We start from the raw sequence: 23,075 nt of genomic DNA, 5'->3' as shown, positions 1-23,075 counted from the left end.
ATCTGACAGCTTTCACGCTAAATGATAGCTTGCGTCCATATTGGGCGCACCGTCGCAGGTGACACGGCCAATCTTTACCAGCCGACTCATATGCGCCATGACCGAGTGGCAGGCTGCGGGCCACAGTCGTTGATCGACGGCGGCATACATCACCGGCACCATTTCCTTTACCGTGCTGTGACCTGTCGCTAAGCACGCGAGAATTTGATCTTCCCGATCCAAGCGGTGGTCGCGATAGGCAGCCACAAAGGGAGCAGGGTCTGTAATCGGGGGGCCGTGGGTTGGCCAGATCGTGGCAAATTCGCGCGCGGCGATTTTCTCTAGGCTGGTCAGATAGGCATCCATATCGCCGTCGGGTGGGCTGATGACCGTCGTCGACCAGCCCATAATGTGGTCGCCAGAGAAGAGGCAGTTTTCTTCCTGCAAGGCATAGCACATGTGGCCAGATGTATGACCCGGCGTGGCAATCGCTTCGATCGTCCAGCCATCGCCTTCGATCAACGTGCCATCATGCAGCGCAGAATCAGGACGAAAGCGCGTGTCGTCGCCAGCTTCGAGGCGGACTTCGGACTCGGTGGGTTGGGCGATTTCGCCCGATGCCAGCACCGAACAACCCGCCCACCGCGCTAATGGATGGGCCAGCGGGCTGTGGTCCATGTGCGAATGGGTCACGAGGACGTGGCTGACCGTCTCACCCTCTAACGCTTGTTTCAGCGCTTCGAAGTGATCGGCTAGGTCTGGGCCTGGATCAATGACGCAGACATCGCCATGCCCAATGATATAGACACCCGTGCCGGTGAAGGTGAATGGCCCAGGATTATTGGCAATCACCCGACGGATCAGCGGGCTGACCTGCTGAACGCGGCCATACTCAAATTTGATGTCGCGGACAAAAGGAATCGCAACAGCCATTATATGCCTCCACCAGCACGCAGCCGGACTTTCTCGCAACTTACTTTCAACGCAGACGCCAGAATATAAGTGCTTTTTAGTTTATCTGATAAGGGTAATGCGATTGGCGGGCCCATGTCTGTGCGATTTGCATCGACAATATAGATCAAACCACTGGTCCGGTCGCGTAGGATATCCAGTCCACCCCAATCAAGGTTCAGGATTTGGCAAAAACGCGTGATCGCGGCGATCTCTTCGCTTGAGAATATCTCATCGACGCTGCGAAGCCAGCATTGGGTATTGTCGTTGGAAAAGCGGACCTGCTCGGGCCGTCGCTTGATATAGACCAATGCCGGTGAACCGCCGACTGTTGGGGTGCGCAAATCTTCAATCAGGCCGTCGTTACCACGATTATCAATCAGCTTCTGATAGACTTTGCCGGGCTTAGGCTCACACGGCATGGTGATAATACGGCCATCATGAATGCCATTGGCTTCGCCCTTCTCGACAGCGAATCCTTCGTGCTGGCGCGGATCGAGTGCCAAACTATAGCCAAAGGCCTCTTCGAATGCGGCTGCGACGCGGGATTTGCTGAGATCATGGGCATCGAAGTTCCAGCGCGGTACCCCATCATTCGGCAATGACACGGGCTCGCTGTGGGTTCTGTCTTCAAAATGCATCCAGACATGCGGCGTTTCGCCTGGCTCAGCTGCGCGGCCGCCGGTTAGAAACAGGCTTGGCCAAATCAGATACCACGGCCGGGCAGGGTCTGGCGCAAACCCGATCAGCGGGCCATCTTTCGGGCGAGGGCTGAGAACGACCCGGATGAAATAGACGCACCAATGGAAAACTTCGTTCAAATGCGCGGCGTCAAAGGGCACGCGCGCGCCGGTTTTGCGCACGGTTACGCCGGTCCAGCTCCACTCAAAATCGCGCAAGAGATTAGTCAAAGTAAACAGGCCTTTGGCAGATTGAGATTGTGCTCGGGCTAGATGGGGTTCAGCCTTAAGCGATTCGACTTCATACACGTAACCATCCCTTCAAATTGTGACAGGGTCTTGGCATGAAGATACGGCGATGCAGTGGCGGCGGTTACGCTGCCGTTTGTTTAGTCAACAGTTGACCGGAAATGACCGTCTAGTGGGCTTTTGAGAGCGACCGTAGGAGGGGCATCAGGCCGCGTAAATCATAGCCGCCGCGTCCGCCCGCTTCGACCAATTCCTCTGGGCTGCCACCCGCGCTGGCCTCTGCCAAGGCCCAGAGATTGGTAGAGCGCGTCCCGCTTCGGCAGTAGGCCAATACGGGGCCGGTGCTGGCGGCAAGTGCTTCACGCATCAGCGGCACAGCTTCTTCCGGAATGCCGCCCGAAATGGGAATATGGGTAAAGCTAAGCCCATGCTCGGCACAAGCTGCCGCAATCTCTTGCGCGCTGATTTGACCCATATCTTCATGATCCGGCCGATTGCAGATCACGGCGGTAAAACCATCGCGCGCGGCTTGGGCAACATCTGCCGCGCTGATTTGTGGCGAGGCGGAGAAATTAGGGGTGATCGTGCGGAAAGGGCTCATGATTTTCTCCTCTATTAAAGCCAATAACTGAAGCACGGGGCAGCGTCCAGCAAAGGTGGCGTGAAAAACGGCATGGAAATTTGCCAACGGAGTTTCTTTGCCAATCAAGCTCTTGTCATCGCCGATCCTAGCCCGAAGCTGGCATGATCCGTTGACAATCTGGCAACCATCATCAATTGCTGTCCAACGGGTCCGACGCCACTACTGGCCGGTCCGACAAAGCGCTAAAAGGACCAAAAACGCATGCTAGCCTATACGATGCGACGCCTGATGGTGGCTATTCCCACCATGCTGGTCATCATAGCAGTGGCTTTTTTCATGATGCGTTTGGCACCTGGCAGCCCATTTGATACTGAGCGGGCGCTATCGCCTGAAATTCGCGCCCAGCTTATGTCCTTCTACGGTTTTGATAAGCCACTCTACATTCAGTTTTTGGACTATTTGAAGGGACTTGCGACCTTCGATTTAGGCCCTTCTTTGATTTACAAGGACCAAACCGTCAGCGAGATCATTGGTTCCGGTTTCCCAGTTTCGATGACGATCGGTTTGGCAGCTCTGCTGTTGGCGACTTTTGTCGGCGTGCCGATGGGCCTGTTTGCCGCTTTGAAGCAAAATAGCCTGCCGGACTATTCCATCATGGCCATCGCCATGGCCGGCATTTGTATTCCGTCACTGGTGACCGGGCCGATCTTATCCTTGGTATTTGGCGTTTATCTTGGCTGGCTGCCAACGGCTGGCCTCGATTTGGGCAAGATGACGTTTGAGACCTTGCTTTTGCCCGTGGTTACCTTGTCTCTGGCGCAAATTGCCATCATCTCCCGTTTGGTGCGCTCTAGCGCGGTTGAAGTCTTGCGCTCCAACTTTGTGCGCACGGCGCGCGCGAAGGGCCTTCCTGAAGGCCAAGTCCTCGCCAAGCACGCGCTGCGCGCGGCGCTATTGCCGCTGGTCTCCTATTTGGGCCCTGCCTGCGCGGGCCTGATTACCGGCTCTGTCGTGGTAGAGACCGTGTTCCAACTTCCAGGCATTGGCAAAAACTTCGTCACGAGTGCTTTGCAGCGCGATTATCCCGTCGTGATGGCGGTGGTCGTGCTCTATGCCGGCCTCATCATTCTACTTAATCTTCTGGCCGATCTTGCGTACGGCCTCTTAGACCCGAAAGTAAAATACGAGTGACCCTCTTGACCACACCCCAAGAAAAGGCAGAGCTTCTGGAAGCCGCTGTCAAAGGCCGCTCGCTGTGGGAGGATGCGCGTCGCCGCCTGTTCCGCAATAAGGCCGCCGTGGGCAGCATGATCGTGCTGGGTACCTTGACCTTTTTGGCAATCTTTGGCCCGTTTTTCTGGCCACATGATTATGAGACGATCTATAATGACCGCGTATTGCAGGCCCCAACGTGGGAGCATTTGCACATTTTCGGCACCGACCCACAAGGCCGGGACTTGTTCGTGCGCCTCTTGTATGGCCTGCGCATGTCGTTGGCCGTAGGCCTGGTCGCAACCGGGGTTTCACTTCTGATCGGGGTTATTTGGGGCGCGACGGCTGGCTATATTGGTGGTCGGGTCGACCAGATCATGATGCGCATCGTCGATGTGCTTTACGCGCTGCCGTTCATTTTCTTTGTGATCATCTTGATGGTGGTCTTTGGCCGCAATCTGATCTTGATCTTTGTCGCGATTGGCGCGGTTGAATGGTTGACCATGGCGCGGATTGTTCGCGGGCAGACGATCTCTCTGCGCAAGAAGGAATTTGTTGAGGCCGCAGAAGCTGCAGGCGTCACCAGCGCGAGCATCGTGACCCGCCATATTGTTCCAAACGTGCTGGGCCCAGTGGTCGTCTATGTGACCTTGACCATTCCAGCTGTGATCTTGACGGAAAGCTTCTTGAGCTTCCTTGGTCTAGGCGTTCAGGAGCCCATGACCAGTCTGGGCAATCTGATCTCTATTGGGGCGCGCGAAATGGAAATCGCCCCGTGGCTTTTGATTTTCCCAGCCACCACCATGATGATCACCTTGTTCTGCTTCAACTTCATCGGTGATGGGTTGCGCGACGCGATTGACCCCCGCGACCGCTAACTCGACACCCTAGGGCGAAGCGACGTTCGCCCTATTCAACTCGGCGTACGCGATAGCCTTTGTTGCGGCCTTCTACCGTCAGGATGAAGGAGCCCATGGCTGCGGTACGAATTTTGACGCTATAGGGCGGCCGTTTGGGCGCATTGAGTTCGCCCGCCTCAGTCAAGCGCCAAACCTGTCCATTCTCCAACGTGATCACAATCCGCCCAGCCGATTCCCGGGTGCTGACCACGGTGAAGCTTTGCTCTTCAATATCGTCAGCCACGGCTGCCGCAGCCACGCTCTGGTCCTTGTTGTCAGCCTTAGGACCGCCGCCAAAGGCTGGAAAGCCTAACTTTGGCAGGGAAGGCAGTGAAAAACCAAATGCTTCGCGACGCACCTTTTCAACCCGCTGCTTGTCGAAAGTCACAATCTCGGACTTCGCCTCTTTGGCACGAATGCTCGCGACAGCTGAATCAAAGCAGGCCAAACGCTCGGTTGGGTCGGTTTTGTTCGCGCAGGCATAAATCGGTTCGAGCGGAGAAACCGCCCCATTCGTGGGATTTTGTCCAGATTGGGCTAAAGCAACTGCACCAAATGTCACAAAACCCGCCGCAATGAGCGTGGCACTGAATTTGTTCATTTCACGTTACCTTCACAAATCGTAACAAGGTTTTTGTCGGAGTGCCTGTCTGCATAGCAAAAGCAGGCCCGTGCGCTATAGAGGTCACACACTAACCCGATCGGGAGAGACAACGAAATGAAAATCACACGCCGGTCTTTGGCTGCCGCAACAACTGCTTTGGTGCTGAGTTTAGGTTTGGTTTCTTGTGGCGGTGGCAGTGCCGATGCCGACAAGGCGCGGACGCTTCAAATCGGCAATGGTGCAGAGCCTTTGTCTCTCGACCCCCATCAGGCCTCTGGTACTTGGGAGAACCGGATTATCGGCGATATGCTGCAAGGTCTTACGACCGATGATGCGCAAGGCCGCCCCATTCCAGGTATGGCGACAGAATGGTCAACCAGCGCAGACGGTCTTGTGTGGACGTTTAAGCTACGCGACGCCAAATGGTCGGACGGTCAGCCCGTCACAGCGGATGACTTTGTCTTTGCTTGGCGGCGGATCATGACCACAACCCCGCCAGCCAAATATGCCTCTATCCTCTATGTCATCAAAAATGCCGAGAAAATTTATGATGGCCGCATTAAAGACGTGACCCAATTGGGCGTGCGCGCCGTTGATGCAAAAACACTGGAAGTCACGCTGGAGCATCCAGCCCCGTATTTGCCAGGTCTTTTGACCCATTACACCTCATTCCCAATCCCAAAGCATGTGGTTGAGAAGGTTGGTAATGAGTGGATCAAGGCCGAGAATTTCGTCGGCAACGGCCCCTATAAGCTGCAGCAATGGAAGCCGAACGACTTCGTTCATGTCGTGCGCAACGCCAATTATTACGACAATGCCAATGTCTGTATTGATCAGATCTTCTACTACCCCACCTCAGACGACAATGCTGCTGAGCGCAAGGTCCGTACCGGCGACCTCGACATCAACACCAACTTCTCGGGATCTCGCCTTGAAGAGATCAACAAGAATTTGCCAGGCTATGCGCGCATTCACGGCTATACCGGCCTGACCTATTACATCTTTAACCTGCGCAAAGCCCCGTTTAACGACGCACGCGTTCGCGCAGCGATTTCGATGACGGCAGACCGTGAGTTTGTGACCAAAGAGATATTGAAGGCAGGCCAACAGCCAGCCTATAGCCTCGTGCCCCCAGGCATTGCCGACTATCAGTCGGGAGCCATGTCGACTGACTTTAAGGGGCAAAGCATGGATGAGCGCTTAGCCCGGGCCAAAAAGCTGTTGGAAGAGGCCGGCTATGGCCCGAATAAGCCGCTGAAGTTCACCTTTAGCTTCCGCAATTCGGGCGACAACCCGCGCGTGGCCCCAGTCGTTCAACAGAATTGGGCTAAGATCGCCCCTTGGGTTCAGGTCGAGATTTTGGGTGCTGAAACCCAGATCAATTACGAAAAGCTGCGGACAGGTGATTTCGAACTCGGCGATGCAGGCTGGATTTCAGACTTCAACGACGCGAAGAATTTCGTCTATCTGTTCCAAACCAGCACCGATCAGTTGAATTACGGTAAGTATAGTAATCCAGAATTCGACAAGCTGATGGAAGCGGCTGACGTTGAGAAAGATACCGTCAAGCGCGCCAACATGATGAAGCAAGCCGAAGCTATCGTGCTGAAAGAAAATGGCTTTATGCCGATGTGGTTCCTCACTAACCGCAATCTGGTCAGCCCACGTGTCACCGGTTGGGTCGACAATGCCGTCGATATCCACCGCGCCCGCTATCTGTGCACCACCGATGTGCAAAAACCGGCGGCGGCACCTAAGTCGTAAACGGCTCTACGCATCCTACGACAGAAAAAAAGCCCGGCAGGTTTCCCTGCCGGGCTTCATTTTTGGGTGTGTGACAATGCGTCCTTACTTGGCGGCGCGCTTGGTTAGCGTGGGTTTCAGACCGGGTTCTTTAAAAGTTGTCGAGATGTTGCCGCAATTGGTGCCCATCCATTCAAGAATGAGGCTTAGGAATTGCTTGCGATGCTCTGGTGTCATTTCGCCAAGGGTGTGCGCCATTTTCGGGATTTCGACATAGCGGAAGTTTGCCGTAGGGTTGACCTGACGCATACGCGCCGCAGCGGTGCGCGAATGGATTGTATCGGCCTGCCGGTCATAGTCGCCATGGAAAATGAGCCAAGGGATTTTGACTTCGTCGAGATGTTCCATTGGATCCATCCCGGCAACGGTAACGCCTTGTAGCGTTCTCGCGAGCCTGTTTTCACCCCAGTCGTTGGAGATGCGTTCAAGATCAATCGCAGGCGCACCGGAAATGGCGCATTGCCAAAGTCCGGCTGAACGTCCGCCAGAGCGCACCGCCGCAGCAGCTGCGGCAAAGCCACCATAAGAATAGCCATACATCATCATGCGGTTGGGATCGGCAATGCCTTGGTCGACGAGCCATTTGGCCCCGTCATCCTTATCATCCTGCATCAACGCGCCCCATTGCTTGTCGCCGCCCTTCCACAAGGCTTTACCCAAGTCGGTGGAGCCACGGTATTGCGGGAGCAACACCGCAAAGCCACGGGTTGCAAACATCTGGCTCCAATAGCTAATATCAAAGTCCATATCGTCGCGCCCCCACGGTCCACCATGAGGCATCACGACCAGCGGCAAACGCCCGTCTCGCTCTTTTTTGTAGCCCGGCGGGAGGTAGAGAATGCCGGGAATTTGAAAGCCATCGCGGGCCGGGTAAGTGACCCACTCCGCTGGGCCCAAATTCTTGCGATCCCAGCCGTCCAACATCGACCCAATCTTGATCAATTGGCGTTCATTTTTAAGAAGGTAGAATGTATCGGGCAAATTGGGTGCCGTTGCCCTGACCAAAACATTCGCGCCACCATTGCGGACTCCAAAGGAAACAATGGTGTCTGGCATGGCGCGTTCAAGCAGGGCTTGGATGCGCTTGTCGACGGGGTCGAAATAGTCACATTCTGTAGAAGGTCCTGCCCAGCAGAAGCTGCGGAGCGGGTCTTGCGTGAGGGCATCTTCATCAGCCGCCGTGCCAAAGCCAGCGGAGGAGATGTCAAAGTCAGTATTTTGAACAATTGGGGGCCCCAATGTATCGGTTGCAATGTCGTATTTCGCCAGCACCGTAAAATTGCTGTCTTTGTTGGTGATGACATAAATTGACTTGTTGTCGTTTGAGATATGAACCGGCGTTAGGTCAAACCGCTCATTCAGATTGTAGCGGATGCCAGACAATTCCCGCCAAGGTGCTTGGTTGTTCTCGCGGAAATAATAGAGATAATTGTAAACGCCATTGGCAACTCTCAGCTCGCCCTTCAGCTTGATATTGCCTTCGCTATCGGACCAAAGGAATTCTTCGTTGTCCCCCGTCCGGGCAAAACGGTCCTTGCGACCAGTGTTCAGATTGAGGCGTACAATTTCAGAGCCAGAGATCTTTTGAATCTCCATCAAGACAACATTTTCTTCCTTAGGAAGGCGATTGAACAGGCTATAGCCAACAATGAAATCATCATCGCGCGTCAGCGCGGCTTCTTCATTTGAGATATCAAGGAAGGACGATCCATCGAGGTTGGCAATGGCCGCGCGGCTGTACCAATCCGAATTTGCCCCCGCGCTGACGGGCTGATTGGCAAACACCAAAAGCTTGGAATTGCTCACGAAGTTAAAGCCCGTGAAGCGCATGGTTTTAGAACCAAATTGCGTGGGTGTTTTGCTCATATCATCGGTCGACCAAACGCGAATCACTGGGTTTTGGCCCGGCATACCCGCGATGGCAGCAATATGTTTTCCATCCGGACTAATACGCGTGCCCCAAATCGCCCAATCTTTCGCCATCGCCTCAACCGGTAAGGCTGGGCCAGTGGGCTTAAACGTCTGAGCATGCGTCGCGGTGGCCAGTGTTGCTGCACATAGGACGGATGTGGCTAGAAGAAAAACCTGTTTCAAACGCATCATAAAAACTCCTTACTCAGATCATCGACAAACGTGTCGAAGGTAACCTAGCGTTATCGTTTGCCAAGTCATGGCCTCAAGTTAACGGCAATCGCGAGTCTGGCAAGCAATATGACTGTGATCGAAAGTAGCTTTGTAAAAAAGCTATAGCCTCCGGTAAACTTCGGGCTTTCATGTGATTGCTTGCAGGCTCTGACTGTTCGAGCGTGACGATGGAAAAGCTCGGAATTTTGTCCTGCCAAGCTTTGGTTTTCTCTTGGGCAGTTGCGGCGCACAGTTCGGCAATTTCTCGAGGGCAGGGGGCCTAGTTCGTCTCGCGATACCCACTTTGGGGCTCACTTTTACTGTTGCCAATAAGTTACACAATCGCCACAAATTACCTGTTGGTAACATTTTGGCAGATCGGGTTGTTGCCCTGTGAGTCCATAGGGTTGTATCCCCCGTTAGCTTTACCAAAGACCTGCGTGCGTAATTCGGTTTACGGTTATCTTTCACAGGGGTCCCTTCATGAAATCGTCTACCCGCGCCACCCTGTTTGGCGCTACCGCTCTCACCGTCATCTCGATCCTGCCAACTGTCGCAGCCGCCCAAAACGCGCCTGCAACACCAGAAGCGAAGGCTGAAAGTGAGGAAACATCTACGCCAGTGGAAACAATCGTGGTCGTTGGTTCGCGGATCCGGAAGGACACGTTTAATTCAGCGTCGCCGATTCAAATCATCACTCGAGACGACACTGTACTTGCCGGTCTGACGTCCACAGCGGCGGTTCTTCAGTCAAACTCGGTGACGAGTGGATCAGCTCAGGTCAATGACGCTTTCGGCGGCTTTGTAACAAATGGTGGCCCCGGTGCGGCTACCGTAGGCCTTCGCGGCCTCGGTCCCGGTCGCACGCTCGTTATGATCAATGGTCGGCGGGTGGCACCTGCAGGCTCACGTGGATCAGTTGGCTCTGCCGACCTCAATGTGTTGCCAAGTGCATTGATTTCTAGAACGGAAGTCCTTCGGGACGGAGCATCGGCAATTTACGGTTCTGATGCAATTGGGGGGGTGATCAATATTGTCACGCGCAAGTTCAAGGGACTTACCATCGAAGGCCAGCATAATCAGCCGACAGAGGGGGGAGGAGAACGTAGCCGTATCTCTTTAGCTGGTGGTACAGCCATCGGTAATCTCAACATCCAAGGGTCGTTAGAATACTACCAATCTCAACCTCAGACCTATAATGATCGGGATTGGACACGTTGCCAAACGGAGTACCAGTTTAACAAAGCAACGGGTGCCACAATTGATTATTTGGACCCTCTGACTGGCAAGTCAAAATGCTGGGGCATTTTGAACCAAGGCGCGTCGGGCGGGGTGACCATTAACACGCTCGGGACCCCCAATTTTGCTGGGGTGGCTGCACCAGGGGCCGGCACTAGCGGCGTTTATAACCGTTGGCGTCCTAACTCATCCATCGCAACGGGATTAGCTGGTTTTGAAGGCGTGAGCGGTGCAAGCTTAAACGTCCGGGATACGTTCGACCCGGATATGCTGAATAACACGCTGCTATCACCCGTGAAAACAACAACGGCGTTTGCAACCGCCACTTATGACGCGGCCGAATATGGCAACATGCAATTGTATGGGGAGTTCTTGTTCAACCGTCGTGAGTCCAGTCAAACGGGCTATCGGCAATTGGTGCTCGACTATCCAACGGGATCTCCACTTATCCCAGCCAATATCGCAGCAGTTCCAGGGAATTTCTTGTCATTGGGCGGTTCCACTTTATTGCCAAATGTAACCCATAAGGCGCGTGCTTTCATTGGTTATGGAAACACTGAAAGCTGGCAAGAAGTTGACTTCATGAAAATTCTTGGCGGCGTAAAAGGAGATATCCCTTGGTTTAAAGGGTGGAATTACGACTTGAATGTCCAGTTCTCCAAGTCTGACGCAACCTATGTTTTCCAATCTTGGCTTACGGACCGGACCGCTGAAACATTACTCGTTGCACCCGCCGCTGCTGGTGTGCCTGCTAATCTGATCCGCAATGGCCTCACCTGCACTGTCAACAACTTGAATCCGGCTGCCGCCAAATGTGTTCCGGCCCCGGCATTGAACTCAAATACCTTGGCTGGAAATCTTCCCGATGATTGGAAGAATTATACGCTGGTTGATGTGCCTAGCACCACGACTTATGAAGAGACCGTTTTTTCTGCTGGGGTAAGTGGGCCTGCTTTCAAATTGCCTGCAGGCTCAATTGATGTCGCTTTGGGTGTTGAATATCGCAAAGCTTCAATCAACGATCAGCCCAGCACGGAATCTATCAATGGCAATCTGTACAATTTGTCTTCTGCCGTCGCTACGGTTGGCAGTGATAGTGTGATCGAAGTCTTTGGCGAGGTTGAAGTCCCTCTGCTTGCAAATGCTTTTCTGGCAAAGGCGCTCAATATCGAGCTTGCGGGCCGATACACGGATTATGATTCGTACGGCGAAAACTCTACCTATAAAGCAGGGATATTTTACAAGCCTTTCGACTTCCTGACCTTGCGGGCATCGACCGGGACATCCTACCGAGCACCAGCTCTGTTTGAACAATTCCTCGGAACAACCTCCTCGTTCTCCGCTTCGTCCGGCGACATTTGTAACCTGTGGAATGCGCCAGGACGCGATCCTAATGTTGCCAAAAACTGCTCATCCTTCGGTCTCCCGCCAGGCTGGGATGTTGGCAATGGCAACAACCAATCTATTCGCGTTAATGCCTCTGGCGGCGCAGGTTTTGCGCTTGGACCTGAAACTTCAGACAATCTGACAGGTGGCATTGTTTTCTCGCCATCGTTTCTACCGGACGTACTTGGGGATTTCTCCTTCGCTGTCGATTACTTTGACATCGACATCCAGGACGGCGTTGCTCAACCCGGTGTCCAGTTCATCTTGAACCAATGCTATTCCGCGCCGAATTTCAATAGTCCACTTTGCATCTTCACCACCCGGGACCCGGTCACAAAGGCCTTGACGGTGAACAACAATTACACCAACATTTCCAGTGTACAAACAAAAGGTTATGACTACACACTGCGTTGGTCTAAGGACTTTGGGCAAACGAGAATGGTTGTGAATGCTGCGGTCACCCAGTTTACCGGGCAAATCACAAAGGCAAGACCGGATGCTCCGTCGCTTGATTTCAATGGCACCCTAAATGCGCCGGAATATACTGGAGACATCAATATCAATCTGACCCATGGACCATGGCGGTTCCGTTGGGGAGTCGACTGGACTGCAGCACAAGAGTCATACACCTACTACGGCCTTAACAAGTCCACGACACCATTCATCTTGGATGTTCCTGACTATTATCTGCACAATGCCTCCATTCGTTACACAGCGAAAAAATGGGGCGCGACATTGGGCGTTCGGAACATCAGTGATGAAACTCCACCACAAATTTCCTCGACTGCGCTCTATAACCGGATCGCAAATGTGCCTCTCTATTCCGGCTATGATTATCGCGGCAGGGAAGTGTTCTTAAACCTCACCGCTTCTTTCTAAAGTCAGTAAAAAGGCGCCGTCGTCTGGCGTCTGGAGTTTTACCCACCAAAAAAGCCCGGCAGGACAACCTGCCGGGCTTTAATTTTGGGATCAGACCAATCGGCGCTTATTTCGAGGCGCGTTTGGTCATGGTGGTTTTGAGGCCGGGTTCGTCGAATTTGTCCGAGATATTGCCGCAATTATTCGCGGTCATGTCCAAGATCAGGTTCAAGAACTGGGTCTTGTGCTCTGGGTACATTTGGATCAGCTGGTGCGACATGCGGGGAATTTCCACATAGCGGAAGTTCGCATTTGGATTCACCTGACGCATCCGAGCTGCCGCGGTGCGGGAGTGGATGGTGTCGGCTTGACGGTCATAGTCACCATGGAAGATCAACCAGGGGATTTTGACTTGGTCGAGGTGGGTCATAGGATCCCAACCGCCGACGGTGACGCCTTGGTTCACACGTTGCAGGCGGCTTTCACCCCAATCGGTTGCGATGCGCTGTAGGTCAATCGCAGGAGCACCCGAGATCGCGCACTGCCACAGGCCTTCAGAGCGGCCACCCGAACGGGCCGCAGCAGCGGCTGCCGCAAAGCCACCATAGGAATAGCCATACATCATCATGCGGCTGGGATCGGCAATGCCTTGATCAACCAACCATTTGGCACCGTCATCCTTGTCGTCCTGCATGATCGCGCCCCATTGGTTGTCGCCACCTTTCCAGAGGGCTTTGCCAAGGTCATCGGTCCCACGATATTGTGGTTGCAGAACGGCAAAGCCGCGGGTTGCGAACATTTGTGGCCAGTAGCTGCGATCAAAGTCCATATTGTCCCGCGACCACGGGCCGCCATGTGGCATGACGACCAATGGCAGGCGACCATCGCGCTCTTTTTTATAGCCGGGTGGCAGATAGAGAATGCCAGGAACTTGGAAGCCGTCGCGGGCTGGGTAATAGACCCATTCTGCAGGCCCCAAATTGGTGCGGTCCCATCCGTCCAAAACCGAACCAACTTTGATCAATTGGCGCTCATTCTTCAAAAGATAGGTCGTCGTGGGAACGTTTGGCGCGGTTGCTGTCACCAACACATTCGCGCCGCCATTTCGCACACCAAAGGCGATGTTGGTGCCGGGCAGGGCACGCTCCAGCAAGTTAAAGATGCGTTTGTCGACTGGGTCGGAATAATTGCACTCGGTCGAGGGGCCAGCCCAGCAGAAGCTACGCAATGGATCTTGGGTTAGAGCGTCTTCGTCGGTGGATGAACCAAAGCTGGCACTTGAGATATCAAACTCAGTGTTTTGAGCGATTGGCGGGCCAATCGTGTCAGTTGCAACATCATATTTCGCCAACACATTGAAATTGGTGTCGCGGTTCGTCAGTACATAGATGCTTTTGTTGTCTTTGGAGACATGCACCGGTGATAGGTTGAAGCGGTCATTAATCGGACGGCGTAGCCCAGCCAGCTCTTTCCACTCCGCATTATTGTTTTCACGGAAATAGACATATTGGGTGTAAACGCCATTTGCGGCGCGCAATTGGCCTTTCAGTTTAATGTTGCCATCGTTGTCCGCCCACTCAAAGCTTTCGTTGTCGCCCGTGCGGGCGAAACGATCTTGCCGACCTGAGTTCACATTCAACCGCACAATTTCTGTGCCGGAGAAGCGCCGGATTTCCATCAGAACGACATTTTCTTCTTTTGGAAGGCGATTGAACAAGGAAAAGCCGATGATGCGGTCGTCACCGCGTGCGTCTGAACTTTCGTCCTGAGAAATATCTAGGAAAGACGATCCATCGAGGTTTGCGATAGCCGCCTTGCTCTGCCAGTTGGAATTAGCGCCAGCTGCCACGGGTTGGTTGGCAAATACCAGCAGCTTCGAATTGTTCATGAAGCTGAAGCCCGTGAACCGCATGGACTTGGATCCAAATTGCGTCGGGGTCTTGCTCATGTCGTCGGTCGACCAAACGCGGATCACAGGATTTTGACCGGGAATGCCTGCCAAAGCGGCAATATGCTTGCCGTCTGGGCTGATCCGAGCACCCCAGACCCCCCAATCGCGCGACATGACGTCAACTGGCAGAGCCGGTCCGGTTGGTTTGAAGGTTTGCGCTTGAACTGCGCTGGTCGCGGCGACGGCGACGCAGATCGCAGTTGATACCATAAGAACAAGTCGTTTTGCGAACATTTGTGAGGACCCCATGGAAAGTCGTGCTTTCGAGACATGATTGCGGCGGCAACAAGAGCGCGGCCTTGGCAGGTATTTATACGCTCTGTCGTAAAGGGCAACACGAGTAACAGCGAACACCTGCAATGCACAAGAGTGTGGCAAACATGTTACAAAATTTTCACAAGTGATGCACAGGCGCATTTTGGGCAGGAAGAGTCCTTGCAACCTTTTTTCGTTCGCGCTCTACAGCCACCAATGCAGAATCCACGGTTTTTCTCCTCACATTACCTGAGGGTTGCGTTGTGGATTTTGGTTACCTAAGGGGGAATACCTTGAAAATATCTGTTCGTGCTTCCTTGATCGGCGCAACCGCGTTGACCGCACTGACCTTCATCCCAGCCGTTGCGAGCGCTCAAACCGCTCCAGCTCCCGCTGCTGCACCTGCTAAGCAAGCGGAAACCATCGTGGTTACCGGTTCGCGCATCCGTCGCGACACCTTCAACTCAGCGTCGCCTTTGACCGTCATCACCAATGACAACGCCGTGCTGTCGGGCACCATCGATGCGGCTGAAATCCTGCAAAGCTCTACAGCTGCTGCTGGTTCGGGTCAGATCAACAACTTCTTCTCTGGCTTCATCGTTGAAGGTGGCCCAGGGATCCAAACCGTCGGACTCAACAGCTTGGGCGCTCAGCGTACCTTGGTGCTGTTGAACGGTCGCCGTTTGCCACCATCAGGTGTGCGCGGTCAGGTTGGCGCAGTCGACCTGCAAACCATCCCTAACTTGGCGATCAGCCGCTACGAAATCCTGAACGAAGGCGCTTCGCCAATTTACGGTTCGGATGCTGTGGGCGGTGTTGTCAACGCGATCGTTCGTAAGAACGTGAACGGCTTTGAAGCAACCGCTTCTGGCAACGTGACCGAAGCAGGCGCTGGTGAGCAATTCACCGTCGGCGCATTGTGGGGCAAGACTGCAGACCGTTGGAACGTCATGGTCAGCGGCAGCTACTTCGAGCAAAAAGCCTTGAAGTACGGCGACCGTGATTATTGCCAACAAGACTATGTGTTCGATGCAGCAACCGGCCAACGCGCTGACTTCATCGATCCAAAGACCGGCCAGCCTAAGTGCTTTGGTATCGGCCCATCGTTCAACCGTATCTCGCTCTTGGGCGCAGCCACCACCGGCACCGGTACCTGGATCTCCGATCCAAGCATCACCGCCCGGACCGTTGGTTTGAACCCATCGGTTCGTCCAATCGCTGGCAGCACCACCAACTGCTTGACCGCAACTGGCGCAACCGTCACTTGCGCCAGCCAACAAGCTTTGTTGACCGTTCCTGGTTATCGTCGTCTGTTCAGCCCACAAAACGGGGTGATTGGTGCGCCATTGGCTAACCAAATCGATTACGAGCATCCACTGGTTGCGAACACCGACATCATCTCGCCATCCAAGCGCACCAACTTCTATGCCACCGCGGCACGGGACTTGGACATTCTGGGCGGCGTGGAAATCTACGGTGAAGCACTCTACGCAAAGCGTGAGTCGAGCCAAGAGCGTGCAGCACAGCTGTTCTTCGTGATCCCAGCTACCAACGCCTACAACCCATTTGGCGTTTCGGCTCAGCCTGTCATCGTCCGCCCAGCAAACAGCCAGCAAACGGTTGAAACCTGGCAAGTTGTCGGCGGCGTCAAAGGTCAAACCGGCAACGGTTTTGCTGGCCTGCTGAAGAACGGTGCTTGGGAACTTTACGCGCAAACCAGCAGCGGCGAAGGCAGCTACTCCGGTACTGCAATTCTGGCTGACCGCTTGACCGCGATGTCAAACGCTACCCGCAACCCAACCACGGGTGTCGTGACCTGCCCAACCCCGACCTTGTCGGGCGGCACGTGCTTGCCAATCAACTTCTTCGATCCACGCGTCCTGCGCGGCGATTTCACGGCTGAAGAGTTCAACTATCTCTTCAACAATGAGAACACCGGCAACACGGTTTATGAGCAAACCGTGGTTGAAGGTAACGTCTCGGGCGATGTGTTCCAGGTTCCTGGTGCATCTGACGCCGTGAAGTTGGTTTTGGGTGCGCAATATCGTACCTACAGCATCAACGACGTTCCAGGTGCTGAAACCCGTCGTGCAAACATTGCACTGACCACGGTTGCAGGCATCACCAAGGGTGAAGACTCGGTGAAGGAGTTCTACGGCGAACTTTCTGCACCATTGATGTCAAAGAAGCCATTGGTCGAAAACCTCGAAGTCAACTTGGCCTATCGCTACACCAACTATGATTCCTATGACTCCAACACGACGTGGAAAGCCACGGCAAACTGGAAGATCACGCCGGAATTTGCGATCGTCGCAATTGCAGGTACTTCGTACCGCGCACCTGCTTTGTTCGAATTGTTCTTGGGCGACCAAACTGGCTTCTTGGGCCAAGCAGCCGTCGACCCATGTATCAACCACGACCTCAGCCAAAACCCGATCCTGAAGGCACGTTGTTTGGCCGCTGGCATTCCCGGCGACTATAACGGCGCGACCAATGGTTCGAGCCAGTCGGTGACCGTATTCACCGGTGGTGGTGCAGGCACGTTGAAGGAAGAAGAATCCCGTTCGGATATCTTCAGCTTCGTCTACACACCTTCCAAAATCGACCTGAACTTGCGCGTTGATTACTGGAAAATCTCGGTAACCGATCAGGTTGCTCAGTTTGGTGCAGGTAACATCGTTGGCTCCTGCTATGGTGCTGCCGATCAAGCCCGCGCTGACCAGTTCTGCCGCTTGTTCACACGTGACACCAACCCAACGTCGAACCGTTTCCGCCAAATTCTGACGGTTTCGAACGACTATGTGAACGTCAACGTGACCGAAGTTGAAGGTATCGACCTGAAGGCCGTCTACCGCAAAGACTTCGCGTTCGGTGATTTGGTGATCGACACGGCACACCGCTGGACCACGTCCAACGAGCAGGGCTTGTTCTCTGACAGCAACTTGACCCAAGTTGCAGGTGACATTGGTGAACCAATGTACGTCAGCCAAACCCAGTTGCGCTTTGAGCGTAAGGACTGGACCTACAGCTGGAACATTGATGCCGTTGGCCAGTCCAACGAAACCTTGTTCAACAATGGTGTGAACCCAGTTGTTTCAACACCTGGTTCCTACTATGCCTACAATGGTATCGGTTCGGTTCTGTATAAGACCAAGACCGAAACCACCATCACGCATGGCGTCAGCGTCCGCTATCGTTCGGACAACTGGACCATCGTTGGCGGTATCCGCAACTTGTTCGACGAAGCACCGCCATCGATCTCGACCGCTGTGTTCTTCTCGCGCTTGGGCAACTCCGCTTTGACCTCGCAGTACGACCAGTTCGGCCGCGCGTTCAACGCAACGGTAATCCGCCGCTTCTAGGCTTTGGATTGATCTTCAAAATGAGCAAAGGCGGCCTTTCGGGGCCGCCTTTTTTCTTTTTCTGGGCGCGTGACTTTGATCGAAGCAGAATGGCGAAATGTGTCGCTTCGATGCTGAATATCCAAAGTGCTGTCGCTGAAATTGAGTAAAATTTGGGCAGCCTGTCGGTCGGATGGTGCTTTATATGTTTAGTCCGGTACTCATAAACGTCTGAAGTTTGACTGGACTCTTTCGTGCGTGCCGCGAAACTTAGTAATAACGAAAATGGAATTATGTGTAACTCAGAATTTTGTCGCACTATATAGAATAAAATTTGTATAAATATTTTAGACTTTATTGTAATGTAGTCATAATTGATTTTATATAAATATTACTTGATATTTATATTTTGACATACATTGAATTGTCAAAATTTAAATTTAACAAAGAAAATTTATTATTTTACGCGAAACGAGTATGCGACAGTTTGGCAACAACCTGATCTCTCTTTGTCATTTACCTGTCATTGCAACGTTGACGACTTGTAATGTGCTGGTTAACTCTCGTCCTATTGCCTGAAAAAGCTGAGTCAAACAGCGATAGGGCAGGGGACAAATGGAGGTTCCAGTATGAAAATTTCGATGACCCGCGAGCTCTTGCTCGCGAGCACAATTGTTGCAGGCCTCGGTCTTGCAGCGCCAGCATTCGCCCAGACGGCGGCTGCTACCGACGAGAAGACCGCCGAAGTCGTGGTCGTCACCGGTACGCGGATTTCAGCACCAGGCGTGCAATCGGCTAGCCCGATTACATCGATCGGTGGCGCTGAACTCCAACTGAACCAAGTTGCGGAAGCTGAAAAGCTGCTCCGCTCGCTGCCATCCACGATCCCTGGCGACGGTGAAAACGTCAACAACGGTACCGCTGGTGTGACCACCGTCAACATGCGCGGTTTGGGCGCGCAACGGAACCTCGTCCTGATGGACGGCAAGCGCATGACCCCATACAACATTGATGGCCGCGTCGACATTTCGACCGTTCCTCAAGCCATGTTGGAGCGCGTTGATATTCTGACCGGTGGTGCGTCGACCGTTTATGGTTCGGACGCTATGTCGGGCGTTATCAACTTCGTGCTGAAGAAGGACTTCGAAGGCATTGAAGTTGATCTGAAGCGTTCGATCACCGGCGACAATGACGGCCAAATCGTGACTGCTTCGGTTGCTATGGGTGCAAACCTAGACGATGGCCGCGGTAACGTGGCTTTGTCCATGAACTGGACCCAGCGCGACGCCGTTTTGCTGGCTGACCGTCCATTCGGCTTGATCGGCGTTGTGTCTGAAACCGGCGATGGCTTGAGCGGTGTTGCTCCTGCTGCTCCTGCAGGTTGCGGTGGTCCAAACGTTGTGGCCGCTGGTGGTTCGACCACGGGTATCCCAACCCGCATGACCTATATGGGCGGTGGCGGCCAGTTCCGCGACGACGGCACCTTGGGCGCAAACTGCTCGGTGTTCAACTTCAACCCATATAACTACTACCAAACCCCACAAGAGCGTTATTCGGCAACGGCAATCGCTCGCTATGACATCAACGACCATGTTGAAGCTTATGGCCGTGCAACTTTTGCTGCGACCAACATTCGCCAGCAGATCGCGCCATCGGGTGTATTTGGTAACTTGTTCAACGTTCCTTTGAACAACCCATATTTGTCGGCTCAGGCTCGTACAAAGATCATCACGGAAGCCAATGCGTTCCGTGCAAGTGGTGGCAACACGACTGGTCGCTGGATCGACGTGAACAACAACGGTGTGGTTGACGCAGCCGATACGCTGCAAATGTCCATCCGTCGTCGTACCGTTGAATTTGGTGAGCGTTCGACCACCTATGACAACAACACCTTCCAATTGGTGTTGGGTCTGAAGGGCGACCTCGGCAAGTTCTTGCCAGACTGGACTTGGGATGCATCGGTTCAAATGGGCCAAGCAGACCGTACCAACGTTTCGGCTGGCTACACCAACGTAGCTAACTTCCAGAACGCTTTGAACGCAACCAGCACCACCGCTTGCGCCAATGGCGACGCAGCTTGCGTACCCATCAACGTATTTGGTGGCTTTGGCACCATCACCCCAGCCATGGCAGCCTATTCGTCGGCAGTAGCCTTGGAACAGCAGAACTACGTTCAAAGCATCGCAGGTGCTTCGGTCGGTGGTCCTTTGCATGGCTTCCAAAGCCCAATGGCAGACAGCCCAGTCAACGTCGTGTTCGGTTACGAATATCGCCGTGAAGAAGGCTCCACCACACCAGACGAATGCTTGAAGCTGGCTCCAACCAGCTGCTTGGGTGGCGCTGGTGGTAACACCTTGCCAGTCGCAGGTGGTTACAGCGTGAACGAAGTCTACACCGAAATCGGTGTGCCTTTGGTTGCTGGTAAGCCATTGTTTGAATCGCTCAGCTTGGAACTCGGCTATCGTTTGGCTGACTACTCCCTGACCGGTCAGAACACGACTTGGAAAGTTGGTTTGGACTGGGCATTGACCGATCAATTCCGTTTCCGCGCGATGAAGCAAAAGGCCGCTCGTGCGCCTAACGTTGGTGAATTGTTCTCGCCATTCGTCACCGGCTTGCAAAACTCTGGTCGCGATCCCTGCTCGATCGCTCAACCAGTTGCAGAACGTACTGCCGCTTTGCGCGCTTTGTGCCAATCGACCGGCCAAGCAGCAAGCGACGTTTGGAACGTTCAAGACATCGTGGCCGGCCAAGTCGGAACCTTTGAAGGCTCCGACCCAGCTAACCCAGCCGACCCTGAAGAAGGTGATACCCTCACTCTCGGTTTCGTCTGGCGTCCTGACTTGGGTGGTTTCTTGAAGAACACCGCTGTCACGTTTGACTATTATGACATCAAGATCAACGACACGATTGGCCTCGGCCAGCCGCAAGAAGTTCTCGATGGCTGCTACAAGCAAGGCATCCAGTCCTTCTGTTCGCAAATCGTTCGTATCAACGGCGACATCGCGACTCCAGGCGCGGGTATCCGTTTGTTGACCACCAACTTGGATTATCAGCAAGCTGCTGGTTATGAAGTGGGCGTCAACACCGGCTTCGATCTGGAAAGCTTGGGTCTCGACAGCAAGTGGGGTTCGGTCCGCATTTCGTACAATGCGAACTACTACACCAAGAACGAGTCCCGTACGACTGCAGACTCCGACATCATCGACTGCAACGGCTTCTATGGCTCGAGCTGCGATCCAACCCACCAGTTCCGCTCGGTACAACGAACCACCTGGTCCGTTGGCGACTTCCAGCTGTCCTACAACTGGCGTCACTTCGCTTCGATCGATATCGAAGAAACCTTGAAGCCAGGCATCTTCGATGCCTTCGAAACGATCGATGCTTATAACTACATCGACTTGTCGGCTTCTTGGGATGTGAACTCGGCTCTGTCGGTGACCGCTTCGGTTGCTAACGTGTTCGACGAAGATCCACCAATCATCGGTAACGAAACTGGTACGACTTCGTACAACTCCGGGAACACCTTCCCATCGAACTACGACACTTTGGGCCGCGTTTATGCACTCGGCGTCAACGTGAAGTTCTGATCTGATATTTCAGATTGAAACATGGCGGCGGGTCCTTCGGGACCCGCCGTTTTTGTTTGCATGGCCTATGCTTGCGTCGCCCCGATGATGGTTTCATAAAGCGGGAAGGGGATTGCATATGACCGCACAGATTGATGCTTGGGTGGCTCAAGCCGAAAAAGCTGCCGGCGAAGGCCGTTGGGCAGAGGCAGAGCGTCTGTGGGGTGAGGTTGCCAAAGCGGCCCCCGATCACGGTTTGGCGCTGCACCGCTTGGGCATTCATGCGTTTCAACGCGGTGCCTATCAAGATGCAGAAGCTGCACTCGCACGTGCTTGTACTTTGATCCCGCAAGATCCCATGATTGCGCTGATGTTGGCCAATGCTCGGCGCGAATTAGGCCAGATCGAGGGCGAGTTTGCAGCCCTCCAACTCGCGCTGTCGGCCGACGCTTATTTCTACCCCGCGCTTTTGGCAAAGGGTGCCCTTTATGAGCGGCAAGGCAGATTGAAGCTGGCGGCGGTCACGTACCGCAATGTTCTCAAGATTGCACCGCCCGAAGCGCATTGGCCACCCAGCTTAGCCCCCGGCTTGGCGCGGGCCGCCAAATTGGTGCGGGATTATCAAGAAGCGTTTGCCATCACCCTGTTTGAAGCGGTTGGTGGGGCAGGGGGCCTGTCGGGGCAATGGCAAGAGGCTATTTCGATCATGTCGGGCCAAACCAAGCCCTATCATGCCGATTGCAACCAACTCCACGTGCCGCGGCTACCAGCCATTCCATTCTTTGATCCCAAGGACTTTGCTTGGGTGCCCGCAATCGAGGCACAGACCGCCGCAATCACGCAAGAGCTAAAGGCCGCCCTTCAAAGCCAGCAGGACGCCTTCCAGCCCTATATTGCATACCAACCTGGTGACCCGGTCAACCAATGGGCGGAGCTCAACCATTCCCAGCGTTGGAGCAGCTTGTCTTTATGGCGCGGTGGCGTGCGGGATGAAGCCAATTTGGCTGCTTGTCCAAAGACTGCAGCCGCTTTAGAAGAAGTTGAGATGGCCGAGATTGGCGGGCTTTGTCCCAATGCCATGTTCTCTGCCCTTGCACCCCATACCGAAATTCCGCCCCATCATGGCGAGACCAATGCCCGCCTTGTCGTGCATTTGCCCTTGGTTGTGCCCAAGAACTGCCTCTACCGCGTGGGCTTTGAGCAAAGGCGCTGGGAAGTCGGCAAAGTCCTGATCTTTGATGACACGCTGGAGCATATGGCACGCAATGATAGCGACGAACTACGCGTCGTCTTGATCTTTGACGTTTGGAACCCGCTTCTCTCACAAGAGGAGCGGGCCCTCGTTCAGAAATTGACCCAAACCGCCCGCCAATTTGCGATAGAATAGGCGAG

Annotated in this window: 13 protein-coding genes; 7 read left to right on the top strand and 6 right to left on the bottom strand. The window is 54.0% G+C overall.

The window, feature by feature from the left end:
- Positions 1 to 12: 12 nt before the first annotated feature.
- The 3 genes from ACOVRA_RS00910 to ACOVRA_RS00900 all read right to left on the bottom strand — a co-directional run bounded on the left by ACOVRA_RS00910 (position 13) and on the right by ACOVRA_RS00900 (position 2,460).
- Positions 13 to 912, bottom strand: a complete 900-nt coding sequence (locus ACOVRA_RS00910) for an MBL fold metallo-hydrolase (RefSeq protein WP_421718665.1) — start codon at positions 910 to 912, stop codon at positions 13 to 15.
- Positions 912 to 1,919, bottom strand: coding sequence for a hypothetical protein (locus ACOVRA_RS00905; RefSeq protein ID WP_421718664.1), 1,008 nt, complete (start codon positions 1,917 to 1,919; stop codon positions 912 to 914). Before ACOVRA_RS00905 ends, ACOVRA_RS00910 begins: the two co-directional genes overlap by 1 nt.
- A gap of 109 nt (positions 1,920 to 2,028) precedes the next feature.
- Positions 2,029 to 2,460, bottom strand: coding sequence for a TIGR01244 family sulfur transferase (locus ACOVRA_RS00900; RefSeq protein WP_421718663.1), 432 nt, complete (start codon positions 2,458 to 2,460; stop codon positions 2,029 to 2,031).
- A gap of 243 nt (positions 2,461 to 2,703) precedes the next feature.
- Here ACOVRA_RS00900 and ACOVRA_RS00895 point away from each other — a divergent pair, with 243 nt between their 5' ends.
- Both ACOVRA_RS00895 and ACOVRA_RS00890 read left to right on the top strand, forming a co-directional pair.
- Positions 2,704 to 3,633: an ABC transporter permease gene (locus tag ACOVRA_RS00895; protein ID WP_290805415.1), complete on the top strand. Its 930-nt coding sequence runs from the start codon at positions 2,704 to 2,706 to the stop codon at positions 3,631 to 3,633.
- Between the two features lie 5 nt (positions 3,634 to 3,638).
- Positions 3,639 to 4,532: an ABC transporter permease gene (locus tag ACOVRA_RS00890; RefSeq protein ID WP_290805412.1), complete on the top strand. Its 894-nt coding sequence runs from the start codon at positions 3,639 to 3,641 to the stop codon at positions 4,530 to 4,532.
- A gap of 31 nt (positions 4,533 to 4,563) precedes the next feature.
- Here ACOVRA_RS00890 and ACOVRA_RS00885 read toward each other — a convergent pair whose 3' ends face one another.
- A complete protein-coding gene (locus tag ACOVRA_RS00885) occupies positions 4,564 to 5,154 on the bottom strand; it encodes a hypothetical protein (protein WP_421718662.1) in 591 nt (196 codons plus the stop codon).
- A gap of 117 nt (positions 5,155 to 5,271) precedes the next feature.
- Here ACOVRA_RS00885 and ACOVRA_RS00880 point away from each other — a divergent pair, with 117 nt between their 5' ends.
- Entirely contained in the window at positions 5,272 to 6,921 is a 1,650-nt protein-coding gene (locus ACOVRA_RS00880) for a peptide ABC transporter substrate-binding protein (RefSeq protein ID WP_421718661.1), read from the top strand.
- 84 nt (positions 6,922 to 7,005) lie between these two features.
- On the opposite strand, the gene ACOVRA_RS00875 is transcribed toward ACOVRA_RS00880, so the two are convergent.
- The gene (locus ACOVRA_RS00875) at positions 7,006 to 9,063 is read right to left on the bottom strand and encodes an alpha/beta hydrolase family protein (protein ID WP_421718660.1); all 2,058 of its coding nucleotides are present in this window, start codon (positions 9,061 to 9,063) and stop codon (positions 7,006 to 7,008) included.
- A 504-nt stretch (positions 9,064 to 9,567) separates the two neighbouring features.
- Here ACOVRA_RS00875 and ACOVRA_RS00870 point away from each other — a divergent pair.
- Positions 9,568 to 12,588, top strand: a complete 3,021-nt coding sequence (locus ACOVRA_RS00870) for a TonB-dependent receptor domain-containing protein (RefSeq protein WP_421718659.1) — start codon at positions 9,568 to 9,570, stop codon at positions 12,586 to 12,588.
- A 106-nt stretch (positions 12,589 to 12,694) separates the two neighbouring features.
- On the opposite strand, the gene ACOVRA_RS00865 is transcribed toward ACOVRA_RS00870, so the two are convergent.
- The gene (locus ACOVRA_RS00865; RefSeq protein WP_421718658.1) at positions 12,695 to 14,728 is read right to left on the bottom strand and encodes an alpha/beta hydrolase family protein; all 2,034 of its coding nucleotides are present in this window, start codon (positions 14,726 to 14,728) and stop codon (positions 12,695 to 12,697) included.
- 338 nt (positions 14,729 to 15,066) lie between these two features.
- Here ACOVRA_RS00865 and ACOVRA_RS00860 point away from each other — a divergent pair, with 338 nt between their 5' ends.
- The 3 genes from ACOVRA_RS00860 to ACOVRA_RS00850 all read left to right on the top strand — a co-directional run bounded on the left by ACOVRA_RS00860 (position 15,067) and on the right by ACOVRA_RS00850 (position 23,070).
- Positions 15,067 to 18,135 carry a TonB-dependent receptor domain-containing protein gene (locus ACOVRA_RS00860; protein ID WP_421718657.1) on the top strand — a complete coding sequence of 1,023 codons (3,069 nt, stop codon included), beginning with the start codon at positions 15,067 to 15,069 and terminating at the stop codon, positions 18,133 to 18,135.
- A 608-nt stretch (positions 18,136 to 18,743) separates the two neighbouring features.
- Positions 18,744 to 21,704: a TonB-dependent receptor domain-containing protein gene (locus tag ACOVRA_RS00855; RefSeq protein ID WP_421718656.1), complete on the top strand. Its 2,961-nt coding sequence runs from the start codon at positions 18,744 to 18,746 to the stop codon at positions 21,702 to 21,704.
- Between the two features lie 118 nt (positions 21,705 to 21,822).
- Positions 21,823 to 23,070: an aspartyl/asparaginyl beta-hydroxylase domain-containing protein gene (locus ACOVRA_RS00850; protein WP_421718655.1), complete on the top strand. Its 1,248-nt coding sequence runs from the start codon at positions 21,823 to 21,825 to the stop codon at positions 23,068 to 23,070.
- Positions 23,071 to 23,075 lie beyond the last annotated feature (5 nt).

The organism is Aquidulcibacter sp. (assembly GCF_049239865.1).
Lineage (GTDB): Bacteria > Pseudomonadota > Alphaproteobacteria > Caulobacterales > Aquidulcibacteraceae > Aquidulcibacter.
Note: the sequence above shows the minus strand (reverse complement) of the source record. Positions and strands in the feature narration are given on the sequence as shown.

Coding starts and splice junctions, on each gene's coding strand:
- ACOVRA_RS00875 (WP_421718660.1), bottom strand. CDS start 9,063: ATGATGCGTTTGAAACAGGTTTTTCTTCTAGCCACATCCGTCCTATGT.
- ACOVRA_RS00910 (WP_421718665.1), bottom strand. CDS start 912: ATGGCTGTTGCGATTCCTTTTGTCCGCGACATCAAATTTGAGTATGGC.
- ACOVRA_RS00865 (WP_421718658.1), bottom strand. CDS start 14,728: ATGGTATCAACTGCGATCTGCGTCGCCGTCGCCGCGACCAGCGCAGTT.
- ACOVRA_RS00855 (WP_421718656.1), top strand. CDS start 18,744: ATGAAAATTTCGATGACCCGCGAGCTCTTGCTCGCGAGCACAATTGTT.
- ACOVRA_RS00880 (WP_421718661.1), top strand. CDS start 5,272: ATGAAAATCACACGCCGGTCTTTGGCTGCCGCAACAACTGCTTTGGTG.
- ACOVRA_RS00885 (WP_421718662.1), bottom strand. CDS start 5,154: ATGAACAAATTCAGTGCCACGCTCATTGCGGCGGGTTTTGTGACATTT.
- ACOVRA_RS00895 (WP_290805415.1), top strand. CDS start 2,704: ATGCTAGCCTATACGATGCGACGCCTGATGGTGGCTATTCCCACCATG.
- ACOVRA_RS00870 (WP_421718659.1), top strand. CDS start 9,568: ATGAAATCGTCTACCCGCGCCACCCTGTTTGGCGCTACCGCTCTCACC.
- ACOVRA_RS00900 (WP_421718663.1), bottom strand. CDS start 2,460: ATGAGCCCTTTCCGCACGATCACCCCTAATTTCTCCGCCTCGCCACAA.
- ACOVRA_RS00850 (WP_421718655.1), top strand. CDS start 21,823: ATGACCGCACAGATTGATGCTTGGGTGGCTCAAGCCGAAAAAGCTGCC.